At 65.2% G+C, this 23,711-nt stretch carries 19 protein-coding genes and 2 riboswitches; of the genes, 16 read left to right on the plus strand and 3 right to left on the minus strand.

Going from position 1 to position 23,711, the window contains the following annotated elements; all coding sequences use genetic code 11:
* Positions 1 to 320: 320 nt before the first annotated feature.
* The 6 genes from N436_RS15300 (at position 321) to N436_RS15325 (ending at position 8,902) form a co-directional block, all read left to right on the plus strand.
* The gene (locus N436_RS15300) at positions 321 to 1,553 is read left to right on the plus strand and encodes an acyl-CoA dehydrogenase family protein (protein ID WP_110741463.1); all 1,233 of its coding nucleotides are present in this window, start codon (positions 321 to 323) and stop codon (positions 1,551 to 1,553) included.
* A gap of 179 nt (positions 1,554 to 1,732) precedes the next feature.
* Positions 1,733 to 3,508 carry an ABC transporter ATP-binding protein gene (locus N436_RS15305; protein WP_256589973.1) on the plus strand — a complete coding sequence of 592 codons (1,776 nt, stop codon included), beginning with the start codon at positions 1,733 to 1,735 and terminating at the stop codon, positions 3,506 to 3,508.
* A complete protein-coding gene (locus N436_RS15310) occupies positions 3,501 to 5,342 on the plus strand; it encodes an ABC transporter ATP-binding protein (protein WP_110741464.1) in 1,842 nt (613 codons plus the stop codon). Before N436_RS15305 ends, N436_RS15310 begins: the two co-directional genes overlap by 8 nt.
* 274 nt (positions 5,343 to 5,616) lie before the next feature.
* A complete protein-coding gene (locus tag N436_RS15315; protein WP_110741465.1) occupies positions 5,617 to 6,765 on the plus strand; it encodes an LLM class flavin-dependent oxidoreductase in 1,149 nt (382 codons plus the stop codon).
* Positions 6,766 to 6,782: 17 nt separating this feature from the next.
* Positions 6,783 to 7,847 carry an ABC transporter substrate-binding protein gene (locus N436_RS15320; RefSeq protein WP_110741466.1) on the plus strand — a complete coding sequence of 355 codons (1,065 nt, stop codon included), beginning with the start codon at positions 6,783 to 6,785 and terminating at the stop codon, positions 7,845 to 7,847.
* Positions 7,844 to 8,902 (plus strand): ABC transporter substrate-binding protein, encoded by a 1,059-nt coding sequence (locus N436_RS15325; RefSeq protein WP_110741467.1) that lies wholly within the window; start codon positions 7,844 to 7,846, stop codon positions 8,900 to 8,902. The genes N436_RS15320 and N436_RS15325 overlap by 4 nt, the downstream gene beginning before the upstream one ends.
* Before the next feature lie 54 nt (positions 8,903 to 8,956).
* Here N436_RS15325 and N436_RS15330 read toward each other — a convergent pair whose 3' ends face one another.
* The gene (locus N436_RS15330; RefSeq protein ID WP_110741468.1) at positions 8,957 to 10,156 is read right to left on the minus strand and encodes a sugar transporter; all 1,200 of its coding nucleotides are present in this window, start codon (positions 10,154 to 10,156) and stop codon (positions 8,957 to 8,959) included.
* Positions 10,157 to 10,361: 205 nt separating this feature from the next.
* Between N436_RS15330 and N436_RS15335 the strand changes: the two genes are divergently transcribed.
* Entirely contained in the window at positions 10,362 to 11,687 is a 1,326-nt protein-coding gene (locus N436_RS15335) for a hypothetical protein (protein ID WP_110741469.1), read from the plus strand.
* Between the two features lie 69 nt (positions 11,688 to 11,756).
* Here N436_RS15335 and calA read toward each other — a convergent pair whose 3' ends face one another.
* Positions 11,757 to 12,809: a vanillin reductase gene (gene calA / locus N436_RS15340; protein ID WP_016714652.1), complete on the minus strand. Its 1,053-nt coding sequence runs from the start codon at positions 12,807 to 12,809 to the stop codon at positions 11,757 to 11,759.
* A gap of 181 nt (positions 12,810 to 12,990) precedes the next feature.
* On the opposite strand from calA, the gene N436_RS15345 reads away from it, so the two are divergent.
* Positions 12,991 to 13,896: an AraC family transcriptional regulator gene (locus tag N436_RS15345; RefSeq protein ID WP_110741470.1), complete on the plus strand. Its 906-nt coding sequence runs from the start codon at positions 12,991 to 12,993 to the stop codon at positions 13,894 to 13,896.
* A gap of 64 nt (positions 13,897 to 13,960) precedes the next feature.
* Here N436_RS15345 and thpR read toward each other — a convergent pair whose 3' ends face one another.
* The gene (gene thpR / locus N436_RS15350; protein ID WP_110741471.1) at positions 13,961 to 14,506 is read right to left on the minus strand and encodes an RNA 2',3'-cyclic phosphodiesterase; all 546 of its coding nucleotides are present in this window, start codon (positions 14,504 to 14,506) and stop codon (positions 13,961 to 13,963) included.
* A 158-nt stretch (positions 14,507 to 14,664) separates the two neighbouring features.
* Here thpR and lpxO point away from each other — a divergent pair, with 158 nt between their 5' ends.
* From lpxO to N436_RS15390, 8 genes are all read left to right on the plus strand, one after another.
* Entirely contained in the window at positions 14,665 to 15,564 is a 900-nt protein-coding gene (gene lpxO, locus N436_RS15355; RefSeq protein WP_060498225.1) for a lipid A hydroxylase LpxO, read from the plus strand.
* A gap of 120 nt (positions 15,565 to 15,684) precedes the next feature.
* Positions 15,685 to 16,029, plus strand: a complete 345-nt coding sequence (locus N436_RS15360) for a carboxymuconolactone decarboxylase family protein (RefSeq protein ID WP_013973174.1) — start codon at positions 15,685 to 15,687, stop codon at positions 16,027 to 16,029.
* Positions 16,030 to 16,107: 78 nt separating this feature from the next.
* The gene (locus N436_RS15365; RefSeq protein ID WP_110741472.1) at positions 16,108 to 16,677 is read left to right on the plus strand and encodes a GNAT family N-acetyltransferase; all 570 of its coding nucleotides are present in this window, start codon (positions 16,108 to 16,110) and stop codon (positions 16,675 to 16,677) included.
* A 56-nt stretch (positions 16,678 to 16,733) separates the two neighbouring features.
* Positions 16,734 to 16,942, plus strand: a riboswitch (cobalamin riboswitch).
* A 108-nt stretch (positions 16,943 to 17,050) separates the two neighbouring features.
* Entirely contained in the window at positions 17,051 to 19,177 is a 2,127-nt protein-coding gene (locus N436_RS15370; RefSeq protein WP_110741473.1) for a TonB-dependent siderophore receptor, read from the plus strand.
* Between the two features lie 203 nt (positions 19,178 to 19,380).
* Positions 19,381 to 20,547: a DUF1624 domain-containing protein gene (locus N436_RS15375; protein ID WP_105948004.1), complete on the plus strand. Its 1,167-nt coding sequence runs from the start codon at positions 19,381 to 19,383 to the stop codon at positions 20,545 to 20,547.
* A 28-nt stretch (positions 20,548 to 20,575) separates the two neighbouring features.
* Positions 20,576 to 20,775, plus strand: a riboswitch (cobalamin riboswitch).
* A 109-nt stretch (positions 20,776 to 20,884) separates the two neighbouring features.
* Complete coding sequence (locus N436_RS15380; RefSeq protein ID WP_105948003.1) at positions 20,885 to 21,895, plus strand: ABC transporter substrate-binding protein; 1,011 nt, start codon at positions 20,885 to 20,887, stop codon at positions 21,893 to 21,895.
* Positions 21,895 to 22,911, plus strand: a complete 1,017-nt coding sequence (locus N436_RS15385) for an iron ABC transporter permease (RefSeq protein WP_110741474.1) — start codon at positions 21,895 to 21,897, stop codon at positions 22,909 to 22,911. The genes N436_RS15380 and N436_RS15385 overlap by 1 nt, the downstream gene beginning before the upstream one ends.
* The gene (locus N436_RS15390) at positions 22,908 to 23,696 is read left to right on the plus strand and encodes an ABC transporter ATP-binding protein (protein ID WP_110741475.1); all 789 of its coding nucleotides are present in this window, start codon (positions 22,908 to 22,910) and stop codon (positions 23,694 to 23,696) included. The genes N436_RS15385 and N436_RS15390 overlap by 4 nt, the downstream gene beginning before the upstream one ends.
* Positions 23,697 to 23,711: the final 15 nt, after the last annotated feature.

Here is a 23,711-nt window from a genome sequence, read left to right on the forward strand (position 1 = left end):
GCCTTGATTTACGCGGGGTTTGCCTTTGGTTGCGGGCGCTGTTTGCTGGGCTGGGAGCAGGATTGCGGGCGGGGTGCTGCCAGATCAGCAGGGCGTGTGTTGCCGGGGCAGCAAAAAGTAGTGGAAGCCACGCAGGACGGGGCCTACAGAGGGGTGGCAAAGATATTGCTCAAGGGGTTGGGACCGCGGTGTAGCCATTCGCGGGCATGCCCGCTCCCACAAGGGCCAGCACAACCCTCAAGGGCAGTGCAGGTCCTGTGGGAGCGGGCAAGCCCGCGAAGCAGGCGCACTGGCCCCATCAGACAAACCGAGACCCCTCAATGAGCGCCATAGAACCCTCCCCCGCCCGCCGCCTGACCAGCGAAGCCGAGGCCATCGAAGTAGCCCGCCAGGTCGCCGCGCAAATCGCCGAACTGGCCGCCGACCCAAGCAACAACGGCCAACTCCCCCGTCGCCAGGCCGAGCTGTTGTCCAGCAGCGGCCTGACCGCGATCGCCGTACCCGCCCAGTTCGGCGGCCTGGGTGCCTCGGTGCAGACTGTGGTCGAAACCGTACGCCTGGTCTCCACTGCCGACGGCGGCGTCGGCCAGCTGCTGCAGATTCACAACGTAATGCTGCGCGGTATCTTTACCGGCTACCCGGATGACGTGCGCGACCGGCTGATTGCCGACGTGCTGGCCGGCAAGCGCTTCGGCAACGCCTTGGCCGAAGTCGGTGGCAAGAACAAGTTCGCGCTCAAAACCCGCGTCGAGCGCCGCGCCGATGGCCAGTGGGTGCTCAACGGCAGCAAGTTCTACTCCACCGGTTCTTACCTGGCCGAATGGATCTCGCTGACCGCCGCCAGCGAAGACGGTGGTGTGGGCGTGCTGTTGCACCGCGATACCCCAGGGCTGACCCTGGTCGATGACTGGCAGGCCTTCGGCCAGCAGAACTCGGTGAGCGGCACAGTGAACTTCGACGACATCGTGCTCGACGAGCGCTACCTCACCCGCCGCAGCGGGCCGATGAAACGCACCGGCCTGACCTTCCCGCAAATCCTCCACGCCGCCATCGACACCGGCATCGCTGCGGGCGCCTTGCAGGCGGCTGTCGAGTACCTGCGCGAGCATGCCCGGGCCTGGGTGGAGAGCGGCGTCGAACGCGCCAGTGACGAGCCGCATGTGATTCGCCAGATTGGCGAGTATGCCGTGGCGCTACGCGGCGCCGAGTCGGTGTTGCGCGAGGCCGCGCGGGTGTTCGACGACCACGAGCGCGACCCGGAGAACAAGGCGCTGCAGGATGAGCTGATCTTGTCGGTAGCAACGGCCCGGGCACATTCCGATGCCGCATCGCTGAAAATTTCCAGTGATCTGTTTTCGCTGCTGGGGGCCAGCGCTTCGCTGAGCAAGTGGAACCTCGACCGCTTCTGGCGCAATGCCCGGGTACACACCACCCACGACCCGATCCGCTGGCGGCTGCACAACGTGGGCAACTATTACCTGAACGGGGCCGACCCAGGTGAGTACACGGCAGTGCTCAATGCCAAGGAAACCCTGGGCGCTACTCGCCGTTAAAACCCCATGCGGCCCAATCGCCGGCAAGCCAGCTCCCACAGGACCACATCAGGCCCAAGGCCAGCGCTGTACCTAAGGAAATGCTCTCAGGACGGCACCAGGCTCAAGGGCACTGCTATCACTGTGGGAGCTGGCTTGCCTGCGATGGGCTGCGAAGCAGCCCCCTTTGAGTGATCTACATGAACCACCCGCTCCTTCGGGCATTGGCCATCTACCGCGAAATGCCTTGGCGCTTCGCCTTGGTCACCGCCCTTTATATCGCCGGCAACCTCGGCCTGGCCTGGCAGCAGTGGCTGATCGGCCATGCGGTCGATGATGTCAGCACCGGCCGCGCCGTGCAGCGCCTGGCCGACGGTAGTCTGGACGCCAGCGTGGGCTGGCACTGGCTATGGTTGCTGCTGGCCATCGCCCTGGGCCGTGGCCTGCTGCAATATGCTGCCGCCGTGCTGTCACTGGTACTCAGCCAGGCCCTGCTCACGCGCCTGCGTGAACGCATCCTCTACCAGGTGCAGCGCCTGCACCTGGGGTATCACTGGCAACACGGCATGGGCGAACTGGTTACCCGCACCACCCGCGATGCCGACAAGGTGCGCGACGCGCTGATCACCTTCTGGCGGCAGATCATCGAAACGCCGCTGGTGGTGGTCGCTGCCGTTGGCCTGTTGAGCTGGTATGACCCGTTGCTGGGCCTGATACCCCTGCTGCTGACCGGCGCCGGGCTGTGGCTGTTCGTGATACAGACCGATCGCCTGGTCACGCTGGACCGCGCCGTGGCCGCCGCCTACGACCAGGTCAGCCAGGACCTGGCCGAAGGCATCGGCGGGGTGCGGGTGATCAAGGCATTTGGCCTGGAACAACAACGCATCGCCCGCTTCACCAGCCAGGTCGACATATTTAGCGGCCACGCCCGCGCCGCCCTCGCCTACGCCAGTTCACGTATTCCGCTGCCACAGGCCGTAGTGGCGCTGGGGCATGTGTGGATCCTGGTGTACGGCGCCCATCGCGTGGCGGCCGGCGCACTGGGCATCGGCGAGCTGGTCACCTCGCTGCTGGTGGCGACCACGCTGGTGTTTCGCATCGAAGGCATTGGCCGGGTGATGCAGACCTTCGCCGATGCCCGGGCCAGTGCCGAACGCATCTGGCAACTGCTGGACGAACGCCCGGCCATTGTTGGCGGCAACGCCACCCTGCCTGCCGGGCCACTGGGGCTGAAGCTGAACCAGGTGCAGGTGGGTGCCGTTGAAGCTGGCCGGCCTGTCCTGCAAGGCTGCTCACTCACCCTTAGGCCCGGTGAAGTGGTGGCGCTGGTAGGCGCCACTGGCACCGGCAAGAGCCTGCTGGCCAGCCTGCTGCCGCGACTGACCGATGTGCAGCGCGGCAACGTGCAGGTTGGTAGCGATGCCGGCGGTTGGCACGACGTGCGCGACCTCGACCTGGCCGATCTGCGCCGTCGTGTGCAGGTGCTGCCGCAAGAAAGCTTTCTGTTCTCCGACAGCCTGGCCGCCAACCTGCGCATGGCCGCGCCGCAGGCCAGCGACGCCCAGTTGCGTGAAGCGTTGCGCCTGGCCGCCGCCGAGGACGTGCTGGAGCGCCTGCCCCACGGCCTCGACACGCCACTGGGTGACCGCGGCGTGACCTTGTCTGGCGGCCAGCGCCAACGCCTTTGCCTGGCCCGGGCACTGCTTGGCGCGCCCGACATCCTCTGCCTGGACGACGCCACCAGCGCCCTGGATGCCCTGGGCGAACGCCAGGTGCTGCACAACATCCGCCGCCTGCACGGTACAGGCAGCCAAGGCCCGACCTTGCTGCTGATTACCAGCCGCCTTTCCACGTTGCTGTTGGCCGACCGCGTGCTGATGCTGGAAAACGGCCGCATCAGCGCCAGCGGCAGCCATGCCGAGCTGAGCGCGCACAACGCACATTACCGCGACCTGCTGGGGATCGACCATGACTGATGTGCAGCACTCCCCTGCCAGCGATATCGACATCGAGCAACGCCTGGCTCGCCAGGCGCTGGACCGGGGCATGTTCCGCCGCCTGTTGCCGCTACTGCGGCCCATTCGCCGGCAAATCGTGGCAGTGATCGGCATCGAGCTGCTGCTGGTGTTTACGGTTTTCCTGCGCCCATGGTTCGTGCGCGAACTGCTGGACAGGGGCCTGATACCCAGCGCCGACCACTGGCTGCTCGACGAGCGCCTGGTGCTGTGGCTGGGCCTGGGGCTGGCAGCCAGCTGGCTGGGGCGTTTTCTGCTGGCGGGTGTGTCGCAGTTCATTGCCGGGCGCGCGGCAATCGGCGTGCTCAGCAACCTGCGGGTTAAAGTGTTCGCCCATGTGCAAGCGCTGTCGGTGAGCTACTTCGACCAGACCCGCGCCGGGCGCATTATCGCCCGTGCCGACCGTGACGTGGATGCGCTGGAGCCCTTGCTGGTGCAAGGCCCGCCCGAGCTGCTGGGCGCCCTGCTGCGCTGCGGCCTGGCGGCGGTGATGCTTTGGCGCATCGAACCCAGCTTCTTCTTCAGCCTGGCGGCCACGGTACCCCTGCTGGCCGTGGCCACCTGGCGCTTCAAGCGGGTGTCGCAGCGCAACTGGGCCAAGGTGGCCGAGCAACGTAGCCGCTTCACCGCGCACCTGGTGGAAAGTGTCAGTGGCGTGCGGCTGATTCAGCAATGCGGCCAGGAGCAGACCAACCAGGCACGCTATCGCCGCCTGCTGGAAGACTTCAACCAGGCACTGATACGCGGCAGCCTGCGCGCGGGCTGGTTCGCACCGTTCACCGCGTTGCTGAGCACCGCCGGAATGGCCGTGCTGTTGCTGGTCGGCGCCCATGGCCTGGCGGAGGGCAAGGTTACGGTTGGCCAGGTGGGTGAGAGCCTGTTCTATGTGTTCCTGTTCCTTGGCCCGCTGCAGGAGCTGTCGGACCTGTTCGAACGCTATGCCACCGGCAGCGCATCCGCCCAGCGCATCTTCCTGCTGCTCGACACCCGGCCACAGGTGCTCGACCCGCCCGCGCCACACGCACTGGCCAGGGCACGTGGCCAGGTGGACTTTGACGCGGTCGGTTTTGCCTATGTGCCGAACAGTCCCCGGCCAGTGATCGACGGGCTGAACCTGCATATCCGCGCCGGTGAAGTGCTGGCCATCGTCGGCCCCTCGGGGCATGGCAAGAGCACCCTGGTGCAGTTGCTGACACGCTTCTACGAAGTGCAGCAGGGCGCCGTGAAGCTGGACGGCATCGACCTGCGTGCGCTGGCCCAGCACGACTTGCGGCGCAACGTGGGTGTGGTGCTGCAGGACAATGTGCTGTTCAGCGGCAGCATCCTCGACAACCTGCGCCTGGCTGCACCGGCTGCCGACGATGCGCAGTTGGTAGCTGCAGCCCGCGAGTTGGGTGCCGACGAGGTACTGGAACGGCTGCCGCAGCGCTACCACACCGAAGTCGGCCCGCTGGGCGCGCACCTGAGCCATGGCCAGCGCCAACTGGTGTGCCTGGTGCGGGCGTACCTCGCCGACCCGGCGGTGCTGGTACTGGACGAAGCCACCTCGGCGGTGGACGTGCACACCGAACGGCGCATACAGCGTGCGCTGCGCCGGCTGTGCCAGGGGCGCACGGCGATCATCATTGCGCACCGGTTGGCGACTATTCGCGATGCGGACCGGATTGCCGTGGTACGGCACGGGAAGGTGGTGGAGCAAGGGCCGCATGCCGAGTTGATCGGGCAAAGTGGTGCTTACGCGGCGCTGTACGACGCGTATCTGCGCAGTGCCGGGGAGGCTATGACCGAGGCATGATCTGAGGGCCCTATCGCCGGCAAGCCAGCTCCCACAGGACTCCACAGGCCTCAGGTTCAGTGGAGATCCTGTGGGAGCTGGCTTGCCGGCGATAGGGCCAGTGCAGGCTAACCCTGCTGCTGCTTCAACATCCACTGCTGCCCGATTGCTGCCACAGCAGCACCCCATCACATGCCGACCCCGCAAACCCCCACCCCACCGGCCCTGAGCCGTCCATGGCACAGCCGTTGCACCACCCTCCCCACTCGCACACTCTCCCCCTTCAGGAGCCCCCATGACCACCGAATTCTTCTGGCGCCTGCCGCTGGGCACCGACGGCCCGCAGCTGTCCACCGACCGCCACAACCGCGGCAACCCCGTGCATCGCCTCGGCAACATAGCCCCCGGCCGGCTGCCGGGTGGCCAGGCCGACGGTTTCACCTACATCGACTACATCGCCCAGGTCGCCAAGGCTGCCGAACTGGCCGGCTTCGAAGGCGCACTGCTGCCCACCGGCCCGGAGCCATGGATCGCCGCCGCTGCGCTGGCACGCGAAACCCGCCGCATCCGCTTCCTGATCGCCTTCCAGGCCACCTGGACGCTACCCGCCTATGCCGCGCAGCAGGCAGCGATCCTGCAAAACCTCAGCGGTGGCCGGCTGGACTGGAACATCATCACCGGCGGCAACCCGGCCAGCCAACGGGCCAATGGCGACTTCCTTGAACACGACCTGCGTTACAAGCGCACCGGCGAATTCCTCGACGTGATCCAGGGCCTGTGGCAGAACGACACGTTCTCCTACGAAGGCGATATCTATCGCCTGGAAAACGGCAGCCTGCCGCCGGGCCTGCAACACGAACGCAAACCGGGTGTGTACTTCTCCGGCTTTTCCGATGCTGCGTTGGACGTGGCGGCGCGCCATGCCGATGTGTACCTGAACTGGGCCGAGCCGATCGACAAGCTCAGGCCGCACATCGAACGCGTGCGCGAGCTGGCCGACAAGCAGGGCCGCACCGTGCGTTTCGGCCTGCGGGTCGACCTGTTCGCCCGCGAGACCGAAGAACAAGCCTGGCGTGAGCTGCGCCAACAGTTCGAACGCCTGGAAGGCAAGGCCAGCGCCTCGGCCAAAGGCTTCATAACCAGCTCGGACTCCGTCGGCGGTGCACGCCAGGCGGCCTATCACCAGGGTTTGCAGGGTTTTGACGAACTGGTCCTGGCACGCAACCTGTGGGCCGGTTTCGCCAAGGCCAAGCCTGGCCCCACCGTAGGCCTGGTGGGCAGCCACCAGCACATCGCCGAACGCCTGGCCGAATACCGCGACGCCGGTTTCAGCACCTTCATCCTCGCCGCCAACCCGCACCTGGAAGAAGCCCTGCGCATCGGCCAGGAAGTGCTGCCGCTGGTGCAGCAAACCACCCCAGCCCCCTTGCAGGCCAGCGCCTGAACCGACCGGAGCACACCATGAGCCAACCCCTCGATACCCTGTGGTACACGCGCTGTCCGGTGCCCACCGGCCTGGGCATCGCCGTGCAGCAAGGCTGGCTGCAGGACGACCTGGCCAGCCTTGGCACCCAGGTGCAGTCCTTGCGCGAAGCCGACCAGCAGGCCGTGCGCGAATCGCACTTCGACCACAGCTTGCTCAATTCGGTACGCCACGGCGGCAGCATCCCCGCCATCTGGGCCCGCGCCCAAGGGCGTGACACCCGTGTGATCGGCCTGTCGTGGGCCGATGAAGCGCAGTTGATCCTGGCGCGACCAGACAGCGGCATCCACACCGTAAAAGACCTCAAAGGCCGCCGCTTTGGCCTGCCTGACTGGGCCTCGGCACAGATCGACTTCACCCGCGCCCAGGCCCTGCGCGGGCTGGAAAACGCCCTGAAGCTCGAAGGCCTGCAAGTGGGCGACGTGGAGCTGGTCAACTACCGCTACGACGGCACATTCAGCGACCGCCCGGTGCGCAACGTGGCCGGTACACCGGTGTCCAGCACCCAAAGCGAAGGCCGCAACCTGGAACTGGCCGGCCTGCTGCGCGGCGAGGTGGACGCGATCTTCCTCAAGGGCGCCAGTGCCGTGCAACTGGCCCACGCCTTTGCCCTGCGCACGGTGATCGACACCGGCAGCCACCCCGACCCGCTGATCCGCAGCAACAATGGCACGCCGCGCACGCTGGCAGTAGACAGCCACCTGCTTGAGCAGCATCCGCAGGTGGTGCGCACCCTGCTCGGCTCGGTACTGCGCGCCGAACATTGGGCCCATCAGCACCCGGATGAAACCCGCCGCTACCTGGCGCGGGAAACCAACAGCAGCGAGTACTGGGTGCAAGTGGCCTACGGCGCTGACGCCCACCTGCGCCTGAGCACCCGTCTGGACGAGCAGGCCATCGACGCCCTGCAGGACTTCGTCGAGTTTCTCAAGCGCTGGCGCTTCATCCCTGCCCGCTTCGAGGTGCGCGACTGGATCGCCCGCCAACCCCTGGACCAACTGCTGGCCCCCATTCCCATGGACAGGAAACCCGCGACCCCATGACCAAGCCCCTGGAAACCCTCTGGTACACCCACAGCCCCGTGCCCACCGGCCTCGGCATTGCCGTGCAGTCGGGGCGCCTGGCCGAGGCCTTTACGCCGTTCGGCACCAATATCCAGTCGTTGCGTGAGTCCAGCGAGCGCGAAGTGCGCGAAGCCCACTACGACCACCACCTGCAGAACTCGGTACGCCATGGCGGCAACATCCCGGCGATCTGGGCCTACGCCAGTGGCGTCGAGACCCGCGTGCTGGGGCTGTCGTGGAGCGATGAAGTGCAGCTGATCCTCACCACCGAAGAAAGCGGTGTGCGCAGCATTCGCGACCTGAAGAACCGCCGCTTCGGCCTGCCCAAATGGGCCAATGTGCAGATCGACTTCACCCGCGCCCAGGCCCTGCGCGGGCTGGAGAATGCCCTGAAGCTGGAAGGCCTGGCGGTGGCCGATGTCGAGCTGGTCGACTACCCCTACGGCGGCACCTACAGCGACGATGCCAAGCAGCATCTGTATGGCGCCGAAGTGAGCCTGGACACCAGCCGCTTCAGCCGCCGCAATAACGAGCTGATCGGCCTGCTGCGTGGCGATATCGATGCCATCTTCCTCAAGGGCGCCCATGCGGTACACCTGGCCCACGAGTTCGGCCTGCGCGTGGTGGTCGACACCGGCAGCCACCCCGACCCGCTGATCCGCAGCAACAACGGCACCCCGCGCACCCTGACCGTGGACCGGCACTTGCTGGAAAACCACTTCGATGCCAGCTGTACCTTGGTCGATACGGTGCTGCGCACCGAACAGTGGGCCTGGGCCAACCCGGAAGAAACCCGGCGCTTTCTGGCGCGCGAGCTGAACACCAGCGAGTACTGGGTGGCGGCGGCCTATGGCGACGATGCGCACCGGCGTTTGCGCACGACGCTGGACAGCCGCTCGATCGAGGGGCTACAGGACTTTACCGAATTCCTGTTCAGGTGGGGGTTCATACCGCGCCGCTTCGATGTACGGGAGTGGATTGATTTTCGGGTGCTGGAGCATGTGATCGGCTCGACGTCCCGGTTGGCGGTTTGAATGCCGGGGCGCGCCTTGCGCCCCTAAGCGACACACGTGCGCGCCAGGCGCGGGTCAGTGTGCCAGTGCCTGGCGGAACCGTCGGGTGCTGGCAACCGCCAGCACCAGCCCGATGACTGCCACGCTACCGCCCACAAGGCCGATATCCGCCACGTCCATCTGGCTGCTGACGATACTGCCCAGCAGCGCACCACCACCAATACCGATGTTGTAAATGCCCGAGAACAACGCCATGGCCACATCGGTGGCATCCGACGCCAGCTTCAACGTCTTCGACTGCAACGACAGGCTGAAACTGAGAATCGCCACACCCCAGAACATGCTCAGTACCGCGAACGCATAGAAGTTGCCCGACAGCGGCAGCAACAACAGCAGGCACGCTGCCAACAGGCCGATCGAACCCACCAGGAAACCATGGGGGAAGCGGTCGCTGTAGCGGCTGAACAGCAACGAACCGAACACCCCGGCACCGCCAAACAGCAGCAGCAACAGCGTGGTGCGCTCACCGCCAATCTGCGCCACATGCAGCGCGAACGGCTCAATGTAGCTGTAGGCGGTGAACTGCGCCGTGATCACCAGCGTCACCAGCGCATAGGTAATGACCAGCGCCGGACGCTTGAACAGGATCGGCAGGCTGCGCAACGAGCCGGAGTTCTGGCTGGGCAGCAGCGGCAGCGATTTCATCAGGCACAGCATGGTGGCCAGCGCCACCCCGGCAATGCTCAGGAAAGTGATGCGCCAGCCCAGCGCCTCACCCACCACGCGGCCCAGCGGAATGCCCAGCACCATGGCCAGGGTGGTGCCGGTGGCCAGCAGGCCCAGCGCCTTGGCCTGCTGGCCCGGTGGTGCCACGCGCACCGCCAGCGAGGCCGTGATGGCCCAGAACACCGCATGCGCCAAGGCAATACCGATACGGCTGACCAGCAGCATGGCAAAGCTCTGCGACAGCCACGACAACAAGTGGCTGACAATGAACACCAGGAACACGAACAGCAACAAGCGCCGCCGTTCGACGTTACGGGTCAGCAGCATCATCGGCAGCGAGGCCAGCGCCACCACCCAGGCATAGATGGTCAGCATCAGGCCGACCTGGGCGGTGCTCATGTCGAAGCTGCGGCCAATGTCACTCAGCAGCGCCACCGGCACGAACTCGGTGGTGTTGAAGATGAAGGCTGCCAGGGCCAGGGCGATGACGCTCAGCCAGCTGCCGCTGCCCGCCGTGGGTGGCTGGTGGGTGGGTATGGGTCCGTTCATGGGTGCAAACCGCTTCTCCGCAGACAAGGCAACAGGTCGCACGCCAGCCACCCGCTTGCAGGGGCGCCGACGCACGCTTTGTTATTGATAGGAATGCCCGGCATGGTACGCGTCAAGCCGGAGCCTCACAACCGCGTGGCAGGCAGAAGGAGTACCATGCGCGTTTTGTGTGAAACGCGAGTGCAACAAGGAGCCCGATCCGCTCATGGACAAGCAGCACCCCCAGCAGCAGTGGCAGCAGTGGCAGCAGGCGGTAACTGCCTACGCCCAGGCCGTCAACGACTACGTCGCGCAGGGCCGTGCGCAAGGCTGGGATAACCTGGAAGCGCCACAGGCACCAGCCACCGGGCACTTGCTGGACGCCTGGCTGGCTGCCCTGCAGGCCGCCAATCGCCCTGGCGTCGACGAACAGCAGCGCCGAGCGTTTCGCGAGGCCTGGCCACCCGCACACCACCCCTTGGCACCGTTGCTCGATGACCACGGCCAAGGGATCAGCAATGTCCTGCTGCTGGACGACGGCAGCCTGCTGGCCCGCATCGGCATGCCTTACGACAAGGGCCAGGTCGTGCGTATCGACTGCCATGGGGTGACGCCGGTGATCGGCATCGAGCACTTCGGCCGCTGCCCGGCCCGCCGCTACTTCGCCCTGGCCAATGCCGAGGGCGTGCGTGTGACCGACGGCTGGGGTGGCCCGCAAGTACAGCGGCTGGCATGGCCAAGCGGGCTTGAGGGGTTGCCGTCGGGGTACCCGTTCGAGCCGTTCGACCTGCCGCCCGCGCCAACCGCTCTGGTCCCCTTCCCCGATGGCCAGCGCGTGCTGCTGGTAAGCGCCGAAGGGATCTTCGTGCTGACCACTCAAGGTGCGACTCGCCTGCTGCCGCAACAAACGCGGGTGCTCGACGAGCTGGCCGAAGGCACCGACCCGGACGACATCAGCCTGAGGCTGAGCATGGAGCATGGTGCAGTGTCGGCGGATGGCCGGCTGATCGTGGTGGGCGAGCAAGGCACCCGCCACCAGGTGCTGGATGCCCAGCTCAGGCCGGTTGCCGAGATCGGCCCAGGCAGCGAGTACCCGCACTTTGCGCTGTTCAACCGCACGGGTGACCAGTTGATCGTCAATGCCTGCCATTTCCATAGCGGTGCCACGCTGGCAGTGAACGTTGCGGACTTGCCGGGGCTGGATACCGATTACTACAGCCAGGACCCGCGTACCCCGCTGGTGCAGGATGGCGCCAGGGTATATGCCGGGGTGGCGCGCGATGGTGAGTACATTGTGGGGGATGCCTATGGCTACCTGCGGGCGTTCGGCGAGGACGGCACCGAACATTGGCAGCATTACCTGGGGTCGACCATCAGTGCGATGGATATCAGCGCCGATGGGCAAACGCTGGTGGCGGCGAGCCATGCGGGGGTTGTGTCGGTGATTGCGCTGGACAGCGGGCGGCCTGAATGGCAGATCGGCACCGGGGCGCATGGCGAGGTGCGGCGGTGGTTGTTCTGGAAGGGTTGGGACACGGCGATGGCCTGGTAACCTTCATTACCTGTACTTGCCTCCTCGCGGGACAAGGCCGCGAAGAGGCAAGTACAGGCAGTCGCACAATCAGCCTTGAAGCGTGGCCATGTCGATCACGAACCGGTACTTCACATCACCGGCGATCATCCGCTCGTACGCCTGGTTGATATTGCGAATATCCAGCATCTCGATATCGCAACGGATGTTGTGCTCGGCACAGAAGTCCAGCACTTCCTGAGTCTCGGCAATGCCCCCGATCAACGACCCCGCCAGCACCCGGCGCTTCATCACCAGGTTGGCCGCGTGCACCGCCGGATCGATCGGTTCGATCAGGCCGACCAGAATGTGCACACCGTCGAACTTCAAGGTTTCAAGGTACGGGTTGAGGTCGTGCTGTACCGGAATGGTGTCCAGCAGGAAATCGAACCGGCCGGCAGCGGCGCGCATCTGCTCGGCATCGGTGGACACGATCACGTGGTCGGCACCTTGGCGGCGGGCTTCTTCGGCCTTGGCCTGGGACCGAGTGAACAGGGTCACCTCGGCACCCAGGGCCTTGGCCAGCTTGATGCCCATGTGGCCAAGCCCACCCATACCGAGGATGCCGATTTTGTGGCCCGGGCCGACGCCGTGGTGCTTGAGCGGCGAATAGGTGGTGATGCCGGCGCACAGGATAGGCGCCGCGCTGGGCAAGTCCATGCCAGCCGGAATGCGCACCACGAAGTGCTCGCTGACCACGATGCTGCTGGAGTAACCGCCCATGGTGTTGCTGCCGTCGACCCGGTCCGGGGTGGCGTAGGTCATGGTCGGGCCTTCCAGGCAATATTGCTCCAGATCCTTGGCGCAGGCTTCACAGTGGCGGCACGAGTCGACCATGCAGCCGACGCCCACCAGGTCACCGACCTTGTGCGCAGTCACCTGGCCGCCCACCGCCGTGACGCGGCCGATGATTTCGTGGCCGGGCATCAGCGGGTAGACGGCAATGCCCCATTCGTTGCGCGCCTGGTGGATATCTGAATGGCACACGCCGCAGTAAAGGATTTCGATGGCGACATCGTCCGGGCGTGGGCTGCGGCGCTCGAAGGTGACAGGGGCCAGGGGGCTGGTGGGGGTTTGGGCGGCGTAACCGATGGCGGTATACATGCAGGGCCTCGCAGTAAAGTGAAACGATTCAGGCGGCGCATTTTGCGCGCTGTTTGCCGCCTGGCACACGGCTGATTCTCCGGCATGCATGCCTGATTCTCCGAAGATGCCAGCCAGCATCTAGCGCCACACCCTCAATCTGCGATGATTAGGCTGTCCGATTCTCTGCCCCTGGTTCATCATGCAACTGACCCGCCACGTCGACGCCAACGCGCCGCTCTGCGCGCTGATCCGCAGCCTCGCCACGCGCCCTGGCTTCGTCCCCACGCACCTGCCCCAGGTGCAGGTGCTGAGCTGGGACCACTATGTGGCCAGCAGCCCTCAGATCTACGAGCCCAGCCTGATGATCCTGGCCCAGGGCAGCAAGCTGGCGCGCCTGGGGCCGCGTACCCTGGAATATGGCGCCGGGCATTACCTGGTGCAGGCGTTGTCGGTCCCGTTCATGTGTGAAACCTTCGCCACCCGTGAAGCGCCCTTGCTGGGCGTGGCGGTAGACATCGACCGTGGCGTGCTGAGTGAACTGGTGCAGAGCATGGACCTGGCACCGGACGCTGCAGTGCAGGCCCAAACCCCGCAATCGATGACTTCGGCAGCGCTGGATGCGCCGATGCGCGACAGTGTGGAGCGGCTGCTGCACTGCCTGCAGGACCCGCTGGATGCCAAAGTGCTGGGCCCGGCGCGCGTACGCGAAGTGCTGTACACCGCCCTGCGCGGCCCACAGGCCGGTGTGTTGCGGGCGTTGGTGGAGCAACAGGGGCACTTCGCCCGCATCGGCGCCGCCCTCGCCCACCTGCGCGCCCACTACAGCGAACCACTGAGCGTGGAGGCACTGGCTGCGCGGGCAAACATGAGCGTTTCGACCTTCCACGAACACTTCAAGCGCTGCACCGACATGGCACCGATGCAGTACCTCAAGCGCCTGCGGTTGTTAAAGGCGCAGCAGATGCTGATTGGCGAAGGCCTGGGGGTGGCGCAGGCCGCGCACCGGGTGGGCTACCAAAGCACCTCGCAGTTCAGCCGCGAGTACAAGCGCCAGTTCGAGCGCAGTCCGGGGGATGAGTTGCCGTATCAGAGCTTGCCGGTGTAGCAGACCATCACCGCGGTTCGAGCCATGGCATTGATTGCGGGCTTGGGCTCAGCTTTGCCCAGCGTCAACTCGAAAGCGGCCACTGTGCCAATGGCCAGTAAGATCCCTTGCGCGACTCGTACAGCGTGAAGTGGCGTGCCGAGAGGTAGAACTCCGGCGCGCTGCTGGCTTCGGGCGGTTGCCCACGGTAATCCCTGGACAGCGTCAAGTGCGGGCGATATTCACGGCTGGCGGCCTCCACCCCCAACGGCAGCAACGCCTGCTGCAACCCGTACACCAGTTGCAACAGGGCCGGCGGTGTCTGCTGTGCCTCCAGCACCAAGGCTCCGGCCCGCTGCCACACCTGCAAACGGTCGAGCAACAGCCGTGGCGCCGCAGCCGGCAGCGCCAGTTGATCGACCGCGGCACAGATCGCAGGCACCTGCGCGGCATCCACATCGCCAAGAAACAGCAACGTGACGTGGAAGTTGGCCGCCGGCACCGGTTTGCCGCTGCGCAGGTTCAAACCCCGGCGCCACTGGGCCAGGGCACGGCGCTGTACATCGCTGACCGGCAGGGCGAAAAACAGCCGTTTGAAGGGGCTACCGCTGGGTCGTGCATCCTGAACCATACAAACTCCCGAACATGAAACGTTTGCGCAAGACTGTAGGGCATTACACCAATGTCGCCCCGTCGTTTCGTAACAATAAGTACAAACTGCCCCCATGATTGTTTATGCTGGCTGGCTTATGCCATGGCGCATGGCCATTTTTCGACAAGTAAACGTCCATGAAAATTGCACTCGTACTCATCTTCGTCCTCTCGATCGCCTATGTTCACCTGCGCGGTCGGGTTCGTCACAAGCTGACCCGCCAGCTGGGCGACCATTCCAGCTTCCTGGCCCCGGTCAACAGCTTCCTGTACCTGTTTTCCAAGCTGCCGGCCAAGCCTTACCTGCCGGTCGAGGCCTTCCCCGAACTCAAGCCGCTGCAGGACCACTGGCAGGAAATCCGCGAGGAAGGGCGCCAGTTGCTGCATGTGGGCGAAATCAAGAAGTCCGACAATTACGATGACGTCGGTTTCAACTCGTTCTTCAAGACCGGCTGGAAGCGCTTTTACCTGAAGTGGTACGGCGAAAGCCACCCGTCGGCGATGGCCCTGTGCCCACGTACCACCGAGCTGCTGCAAGGCATCGGCACGGTCAAGGCCGCCATGTTCGCCACCCTGCCGCCGGGCGCCAAGCTGGTGCGCCACCGTGACCCGTATGCCGGCTCGTACCGCTATCACCTGGGCCTGGATACGCCAAACGACGACGGTTGCTACATCGACGTGGACGGCGAGAAGTACTCGTGGCGCGACGGTGAGGGGGTGATCTTCGACGAAACCTACATTCACTACGCGGCCAATACCACCGAACACAACCGCATCATCCTGTTCTGTGACGTCGAGCGCCCGCTCAAGTACCGCTGGGCAACGGCGTTCAACCGCTGGTTCAGCCGCAACGTCATGGCCGCCGCCGCCGCGCCCAACGGTGACGGCGACAAGACCGGTGGTATCAACCGGCTGTTCACCCGCATCTACAAGATCCGCGAGCGCGGCAAGGCACTGAAAAAGCGCAACCGCATGCGCTACTACCTGGAAAAATGGGCCGTGGTCGCGGCGTTGGTGCTGGTGTTCATCTACATCTGACCGGGTCATGCAGGCCTTTGTACCAAAGGCCTGCAAGCACCCACCAAAGTACAAGCCTCACACTTGCCACACTTCGACTAGCCTGAAAGCTCCACTCGCAACCACCCCAAGGTGAAGACGATGAGCATGATGGACTGGGACGCCTACCGTAAGCAGTTGATGGCCGGCATCGGCGATCTCAAGCAACTCTCCCCCGACACCGTGGCCGGCTACATGACCGCCAGCGGTGCGGGGGCCAAGACCAACCACCTGGACGCCAAGACCCGCGAGCTGATCTCTCTGGCGGTGGCCGTGACCACCCGCTGCGACGGCTGCATCGCCGTGCATTCGCAGCAGGCGGTCAAGCATGGCGCCAGCCGCGAGGAAATTGCCGAGGCGCTGGGCGTGGCCGTGGCGATGAATGCCGGTGCCGCGCTGGTCTACTCGGCGCGGGCCATGGATGCGGTCGGCAAGGCCAACGGCTGAGCACAAACGGCGCCGCCGCCCTTGCGCGACGGCGCCGCGCGACCCAGACTGGGCGGCTTAGCCCGCGCAGGAACCCGCATGATCCACATTCGCCCCATGACGCCCGACGATTTCGATCGTTTCTGGCCCACCTTCCAGGCCATTGTCCAGGCCCGTGAAACCTATGCCTTCGACCCTGCCCTGAGCTTCGAACAAGCCCGCCAGTTGTGGCTGGAACTGCCCTTGCATACGCTGCTGGCCGAAGAAGATGGCGAGCTGCTGGGTTCGTATTACCTCAAGGCCAATGCTGCCGGGCCTGGCGCGCACGTCGGCAATTGCGGCTACATGGTCTGCGAACAGGCGCGTGGCCGTGGCGTGGCGCGCCTGATGTGCGAGCACTCGCAGAAGCTGGCACGCCAGGAGGGCTTTCTGGCCCTGCAGTTCAACTCGGTGGTGGCCAGCAATGAAGTGGCCGTGGCGCTGTGGCACAAACTGGGCTTCGAGACCGTTGGCCGCTTGCCCAAGGCCTATCGCCATGCCCGCCTGGGGCTGGTGGACTGCCTGGTGATGTACAAATGGCTGGCGGACGAGCCGGTGCTGGAGAAACCGCCACTGCTGATCGGACGCAAGAACATCGAAGCGCGCGTATCGCGGCGACGCGGGCGCTGATCGGCCAACCGCCCCCACCCACACCGCGCATTTGACGCCCCGGCGTTTCAATGGTCAGATGCGCGCCAGTTTCAGGTGCCCTGTACCGCCGCGTGCAGGGTGAAACGGGAAGCCGGTGCGTCGTATCGACCACGACAAGTCCGGCGCTGCCCCCGCAACGGTAAGCGAGCGAACCCTTCGACATACCACTGTGCTCAGGCATGGGAAGGTGAAGGTTTCATGCCCCTCGCAAGCCCGGAGACCGGCCTGAAGCTTCACTTGGCAACCCGCGGTGGGCGGGCGCAGGCCGGTATCCGTGCGCGCGCCTGCCTGCACGGTTCGCCTTTGCGTGTTTTCCACCGGGATCCATTCATTCCTGCAGCAGTGGAACGACATGTCCCGTATGTTCAAGCTTCACCCCCTGGCGGCCTGCCTGGCCGTCGCCCTGCCAGCCCTGGCCGATGACCAGGGCCGACAGCCCCTGGCCCTGCCCTCCACGGCCATCACCGACACCCTCGACAGCCACGCTATCGACCTGGTCACGCCGACCCAGGCCGGCTCGCGCCTTGGCCTCAACGCCCTGGAGACGCCGGCCAGCACCAGTAGCATCAACACCGAGCAGATCCAGCAACGCAACAACCTCACCGTGCAGGACGCCGTGACCCGTTCGCCAGGCATCACCTTTGTCGGCTCCCCGGGCGACGGCGGCACGGGCCTTTCTGCTCGCGGCTTTGCCGGGCACAGCTCGGTGATGACCCTGTTCGACGGCGCACGTCTGTACACCGGCGCCGGCACCCAGACCTTCCCTGTCGACCCGTGGATGGTCGAGCGCATCGACGTGATTCGCGGCCCGGCTTCGGTGCTGCATGGCGAGGGCGCCACCGGCGCGGTGGTCAACGTGATCCCGAAAAAGCCGTTTGCCGGCGAAGTGCGTAACCACCTGCGCCTGGGCTACGGTTCGTGGGACCGCCAGCAGCTCGGCCTGGACAGCGGTGGCAGCCTCAGCGAACGCCTGAGCTACCGCCTGACCCTGAACCAGCAAGGGGGCAATGGCTGGGTCGACCGCACCCCTTCGCGCAGCCTGGCCCTGAGCGCCGCGCTGCGTTTCGACGCCAGCGACGACCTCAGTTTCACCCTCGCCCACGACCGTGGCGATGCGGAACCCGCCAACTACTACGGCACGCCACTGATCGATGGCCACTACCGCAGCAGCCTGCGCAAAAAAAACTACAACGTGCAGAACGACGTGCAGCACTACGTCGATGAATGGACCCATCTGAACACCGACTGGACGCTGAACGACCACCTCAGCGCCAGCAACCAGCTGTACTACATCAAGAGCCGCCGCCACTGGCGCAACGCCGAAGACTACAGCTGGGACGCCGAGCGCCAGCAGTTGCAACGCGGCAGCTACCTGGAGATCAAGCACAACCAGGAGCAGTTCGGCGACCGCCAGACCTTTACCTTCGACCACACCCTGTTCGGCCTGGCCAGCAAGACCGTGGTTGGCGCCGAGTACAACAAGGTACGTTTCAACGTTGACAGCAATGCCCCCTACAACGATGTGGGCGGCGACTACATCGACCCGTGGCAGCCGCAGCCTGGCTGGTTCCACAGCGCCTCGCCCCTGCGCCCGCAAACCTTGTCCACCACCCACACCTTCGCCTTGTTCGCCGAGAACCGCCTGCAGCTGAGCGATCGGCTGTCGTTGGTCACGGGCGTGCGCCGCGACCAGAACCACATCGACCGCGACAACCTGGTCGATGGCAGCCGCAGCGACCACAGCCTGCAAGGCGGCAACTGGCGCGTCGGCCTGGTGTATGCGTTTACCGACGACCTGTCGCTGTACGGCCAGTACTCCACCAGTGAGGACGGGGTGAACAACCTCATCAGCCTCAGCCCGGCCCAGATGCACTATGACCTGACCGAAGCGAAGCAGACCGAGGTAGGCCTGAAACAACGCTTCTGGGACGGTCGCGGTGAATGGACGTTGGCGGCCTACCACATCGTCAAGAAGAAGCTGCTGGTGGACGACCCGATCACCCACGAGAAGCAGCAGGCCGGGCAGCAGACGTCTGATGGCCTGGAAGCGACCTTGGAACTGGCGCTGGCGCATCAGTGGCAGGTGTCGGCGAACGCATCGCTGGTGCGCGCCAAGTATGATGACTTTGACGAAATGGTCGGCGGTACAGCGCAGGACCGCGCGGGCAATCGGCCGGCCAATGTGCCACGGCGTACTGCCAACCTGTGGCTGAGCAAAGGCTTCGGGCAGCAGGTGGAGGCCGGCATTGGTGCGCGTTATGTGGATGAGCGCTTTGCCAATACTGCCAATACCCAGAGCGCGCCTGGGTACACCGTGGTCGATGCCAATGTTGCCTGGCAGGTGCTGCCGGATGTGCGGCTGGGGTTGCAGTTGAACAACCTGTTTGATCGTGAGTATGTGCAGTCGGCGTTCAGTGGGCAGCAGTGGTTGATGGGGATGCCGCGCTCTTATTTTGCGACGGTGGATTACAGCTTCTGATTCAGGTTGCCTGTGCCGGCCTCTTCGCGGGCTCGCCCGCTCCCACAGGGATATCACAAACATTGAAAACTGTGGTGTACCTGTGGGAGCGGGCAAGCCCGCGAAGAGGCCGGCACAGGTAACACAAAAACCTCTACCAACCCCTAACCAATTAGTTATAAGATAACGTTTCACATGACATTCATTCCTATCAGCGACCCTCCATGACAAGCGCCAGCGCCACCCCCACCCTGCTCACCCAGCGCCTGCAGAGCATCGACGCCCTGCGCGGCCTGGTGATCCTGTTCATGCTTCTGGACCACGTCCGCGAAACGTTCTTCCTGCACCGCCAGGTCAGCGACCCGATGGCCATCGACACCACCGAGCCGTCGCTCTTCATCAGCCGCACGCTGGCCCACCTCTGCGCGCCAGTGTTCGTCCTGCTGACCGGCCTTTCGGCCTGGCTGTATGGCGAAAAGCATCAGGGCCGTGGCGATGTGTCGGCGTTCCTGTTCAAACGCGGGCTGTTTCTGGTGGCGCTGGAGTTTACGCTGGTCAACTTCGCCTGGACCTTTCAGCTGCCGCCCAGCGTCATCTACCTGCAAGTCATCTGGGCGATTGGCATCAGCATGATCGCCCTGTCGCTGCTGGTATGGCTGCCACGCGCCGCCCTGCTAACCCTGGGCGCAGTCATCGTCGCCGGCCATAACCTGCTCGATGGCCTGCACTTCGGCGTGGAATCGGCCTTGCATGTACCGTGGGCGATCCTGCATGACCGTGGCTGGCTGGCGTTTTCCGACACCCTGCGCCTGCGCACGTCCTACCCGGTGCTGCCGTGGATCGGCGTCATCGCCCTGGGCTACGGCCTGGGCCCGTGGTTCGCCCGTGGCAGCGAGGCCGACCAACGTCAGCACCGCCTGCTGCTGGCCGGGCTGGTCGCGTTGCTGGGCTTTGTCGTGTTGCGAATGTTCAACGGCTATGGCGAGGCGCCCTGGAGCGGCTACCCAACCTTCACGCAAACCCTGATGAGCTTCTTCAACATCACCAAATACCCGCCGTCACTGCTGTTCCTGGCCCTGACCCTGGGCTGCGGCCTGCTGTTGCTGCGCGCCTTCGAACGCGCCGGCCAGGCCCGCTGGATCAGTGTGCTGGCGGTGTTTGGTGCTGCGCCGATGTTCTTCTACCTGCTGCACCTGTACGTGCTGAAGCTGCTGTACCTGGCCAGCGTGGCGCTGTTCGGCCTCAACCATGGCGATTACTTCGGTTTCGATGGCATCGCCGCCGTGTGGCTGGGTGCCGTCCTGCTGGCCGCGTCGCTGTACCTGCCGGTGCGCAAGTTCGCCCGCCTGAAAGCGCGCCGTCGCGACATCACCTGGCTGAAGTACTTCTGAAAAGCGTTTTCACCCGGCGGCGTGATGGTCTACCATGCGGGCCGCCGGTTTCCACCACGGAATTAATAGGGAATCCCAGGCCCGCCAACACGGGCCAAACGGAACTGCCCCCGCAACTGTAGGTGCCGAGCCTGCTCCATCGATGCCACTGGGCGTAATAGCCCGGGAAGGCTGGAGCCGGGCCATGACGCACCAGTCAGGAGACCTGCCGGCCTACTTATACCAACCGGCGGGGTGTCCGGGATTGGCCATCTGTGTTGCCCCTGCCAACGGCGGGGCGCGGCGATGCCTGTCCGTGCGTTCCTCACCCGAACTGTCCGATAGGAGATCGCCCAGCATGCTGCCCCGTTTCGCCACCCTGCTCGCCGGCTTCGGCCTTACTGGCCTGGCCCAGGCCGCCGCCACCCATTACCCGCTTACCGTCGAGAATTGCGGCAGACCGCAGACGTTCGCCCAGGCGCCGCAACGCGCCGTCACCATCGGCCAGGCCGGCACTGAAATGCTTTACGCATTGGGCCTGGGTGACAAACTGGCTGGCACCTCGTTGTGGTTCAACAACGTACTGCCCGAATACAAGGCGCAGAACGACAAGGTGCCGCGCCTGGCCGACAACGACCCAAGCTTCGAGGCCGTAGTGGGCAAGCGCCCGCAACTGGTCGCGGTACAGTTCGAATGGATGGTCGGCGCACAAGGTGTGGTCGGCACCCGCGAACAGTTCGACGAACTGAAGATACCCACCTACCTGCTGCCGTCGGACTGCGAAGGCAAGGACAACCTGGTCGGCGCCGACGGTACTCGCCTGCAAGCGTTCCAGGTAGGCAGCATCTACAAGAGCGTCAGCCAGCTGGCCGAGATCTTCGATGTGCAAGACCGCGGCACTGCCCTGAATGCCGAGCTCAAAGGCCGCCTGGACAGCGCCAAGGCACAACTGGCAGGCAAGGACCTGTCCGCTACCTCGGCGCTGTTCTGGTTCTCCAGCGCCGACCTCGACATCGACCCGTACGTGGCCGGCCGCCAGGGCGTCGCCGACTTCATGCTGCGCACCCTGGGCGTGCGCAACGTGGTCGAGTCCACGGAGGAATGGCCCACCGTAGGCTGGGAAACCTTGGCCAAGGCCAACCCCACCTGGCTGATCATCGCACGCATGGACCGTCGCCGCTTCCCCGCCGACGACTACCAGAAAAAGCTCGAATTCCTGCGTAGCGACCCGGTGACCCGCAACATGGATGCGGTGAAGCATGACCGCATCATCATCCTCGACGCCGACGCCATGCAGGCCGGCATCCGCCTGTTCAGCGGTCTGCAGACGTTGTCTGCCGCCTTTGCCAGCGGTAAAGCGGCCCAGTGATGATTCGCCTGTTACCTTGCATCGCGGTCGCCCTTGCAGCCCTGCTGGCCGCCTTGCTGGCCGGCACCGCCATTGGCGAAACCAACCTGTCGCCCAGTGTGGTTGGCCAGGTGCTGGCCAACCACCTGTGGCAGGCCGGCTACCCGGTCGACCCGATCGACGCCGGCATCGTCTGGAACTACCGCCTTACCCGCACCCTGGTCGCCGCTGCTTGCGGTGCCGGCCTGGCGACGTGTGGCGTGATCCTCCAGGCGCTGTTGCGCAACCCCTTGGCCGAGCCTTATCTGCTGGGGCTGTCTGCCGGCGCCTCGACCGGCGCGGTGCTGGTCGGCCTGCTGGGGCTGGGTGGCCTGGCATTGAGCATGTCCGCCGGGGCGTTCATCGGCGCACTGGCCGCATTCACCCTTGTTCTGGTACTGGCCCGCGCGGCCGGCCCCGGCAACAACAACGCCCAGGTCATCCTTGCCGGCATTGCCGGCTCGCAACTGTTCAACGCGCTGACCGCCTTTCTGATCACCAAGTCGGCCACTGCCGAACAGGCACGCGGCATCCTGTTCTGGCTGATGGGCAACCTCAGCGGGGTACGTTGGCCATCGGTGTGGCTGGCCGTGCCGGTGGCACTGTTCGGCCTGGTGGTGTGCCTGTTGCACCGCCGTGCGCTGGATGCTTTTACCTTCGGCGCCGACTCGGCTGCTTCGCTGGGCATCCCGGTGCGGCGCACCCAGCTACTGCTGATCAGCTGCGCGGCGCTGGTGACGGCGGTGATGGTGTCCATCGTCGGTGCCATCGGTTTTGTCGGGCTGGTGATTCCCCACGCCCTGCGCCTGCTGCTCGGCCCCGGGCACAGCCGCCTGCTGCCCGCCAGCGCACTGGGCGGCGCGCTGTTCCTGATTGCCGCCGACGTGCTTTCGCGCACCTTGATTGCAGGCCAGGTGATCCCTGTGGGGGTGGTCACCGCGCTGATCGGGGCACCGGTCTTCGCGCTGATTCTGGTCAGCCGCCGGGGGCACTCATGACCGTCATGACCGCTGTACAGATTTCGCCCCTGAGTTGCCAGGGCCTGGGGTTGCAACTGGCCGGCAATACCGTGCTCAGCGGTATCGAGCTGAGCGTTGTCGCGGGTGAAACGCTGGGCATTGTCGGCCCCAACGGCTCAGGCAAGTCTTCGCTGCTCAAGTTGCTGGCCGGGCTGCGCAAGCCGGCCAGCGGCAGCGTGCAACTGCTGGGCGAACCACTGGCACAGCTGCCCCGCCGCCGTGTGGCGCAGGCCCTGGCACTGGTCGAACAACAGGCCGACACCCTCGATGCAATCCGTGTGTTCGACGCCGTGGCCTTGGGCCGTACACCTTGGCTGTCAGCACTGGCTCCGTTCTCACAAGAAGACCGTGCCATCGTCGAGCAGGCGCTGGCTGACCTCGACGCCCTGCACCTGCGCACACGCCTTTGGGGCTCATTGTCCGGTGGCGAGCGCCAGCGCGTGCACATCGCCCGCGCCCTGGCGCAACGGCCAAAAGTACTCTTGCTGGACGAGCCGACCAACCACCTGGACATCCAGCACCAGCTAAGCCTGCTGCAACAGGTCCAGGCCCTGCCGGTCACCACCCTGGTAGCGCTGCACGACCTCAACCAGGCGCTCACCTGCGACCGCGTGGCCGTACTCGACAAAGGCCATCTGGTCGCCCTGGGCAAACCCCTTGAAGTGCTCACCCCCGAGCGCCTGCTGAACACCTTTGGCGTTCACGCCCATTACCTTACCGACCCCTTCGACGGCGTGCGCATCCTGCGCTTTCGCGCCCCCTGAACCAGGAAGTTCTCC

This window comes from Pseudomonas sp. RV120224-01b (genome assembly GCF_003208145.1).
GTDB lineage: Bacteria > Pseudomonadota > Gammaproteobacteria > Pseudomonadales > Pseudomonadaceae > Aquipseudomonas > Aquipseudomonas monteilii.

Coding starts and splice junctions, on each gene's coding strand:
- N436_RS15330 (WP_110741468.1), bottom strand. CDS start 10,156: ATGAACGGACCCATACCCACCCACCAGCCACCCACGGCGGGCAGCGGC.
- N436_RS15375 (WP_105948004.1), top strand. CDS start 19,381: ATGACAAGCGCCAGCGCCACCCCCACCCTGCTCACCCAGCGCCTGCAG.
- N436_RS15385 (WP_110741474.1), top strand. CDS start 21,895: ATGATTCGCCTGTTACCTTGCATCGCGGTCGCCCTTGCAGCCCTGCTG.
- lpxO (WP_060498225.1), top strand. CDS start 14,665: ATGAAAATTGCACTCGTACTCATCTTCGTCCTCTCGATCGCCTATGTT.
- N436_RS15325 (WP_110741467.1), top strand. CDS start 7,844: ATGACCAAGCCCCTGGAAACCCTCTGGTACACCCACAGCCCCGTGCCC.
- N436_RS15335 (WP_110741469.1), top strand. CDS start 10,362: ATGGACAAGCAGCACCCCCAGCAGCAGTGGCAGCAGTGGCAGCAGGCG.
- N436_RS15365 (WP_110741472.1), top strand. CDS start 16,108: ATGATCCACATTCGCCCCATGACGCCCGACGATTTCGATCGTTTCTGG.
- N436_RS15380 (WP_105948003.1), top strand. CDS start 20,885: ATGCTGCCCCGTTTCGCCACCCTGCTCGCCGGCTTCGGCCTTACTGGC.
- N436_RS15320 (WP_110741466.1), top strand. CDS start 6,783: ATGAGCCAACCCCTCGATACCCTGTGGTACACGCGCTGTCCGGTGCCC.
- N436_RS15370 (WP_110741473.1), top strand. CDS start 17,051: ATGTCCCGTATGTTCAAGCTTCACCCCCTGGCGGCCTGCCTGGCCGTC.
- N436_RS15360 (WP_013973174.1), top strand. CDS start 15,685: ATGAGCATGATGGACTGGGACGCCTACCGTAAGCAGTTGATGGCCGGC.
- N436_RS15300 (WP_110741463.1), top strand. CDS start 321: ATGAGCGCCATAGAACCCTCCCCCGCCCGCCGCCTGACCAGCGAAGCC.
- calA (WP_016714652.1), bottom strand. CDS start 12,809: ATGTATACCGCCATCGGTTACGCCGCCCAAACCCCCACCAGCCCCCTG.
- N436_RS15310 (WP_110741464.1), top strand. CDS start 3,501: ATGACTGATGTGCAGCACTCCCCTGCCAGCGATATCGACATCGAGCAA.
- N436_RS15345 (WP_110741470.1), top strand. CDS start 12,991: ATGCAACTGACCCGCCACGTCGACGCCAACGCGCCGCTCTGCGCGCTG.
- N436_RS15305 (WP_256589973.1), top strand. CDS start 1,733: ATGAACCACCCGCTCCTTCGGGCATTGGCCATCTACCGCGAAATGCCT.
- thpR (WP_110741471.1), bottom strand. CDS start 14,506: ATGGTTCAGGATGCACGACCCAGCGGTAGCCCCTTCAAACGGCTGTTT.
- N436_RS15315 (WP_110741465.1), top strand. CDS start 5,617: ATGACCACCGAATTCTTCTGGCGCCTGCCGCTGGGCACCGACGGCCCG.
- N436_RS15390 (WP_110741475.1), top strand. CDS start 22,908: ATGACCGTCATGACCGCTGTACAGATTTCGCCCCTGAGTTGCCAGGGC.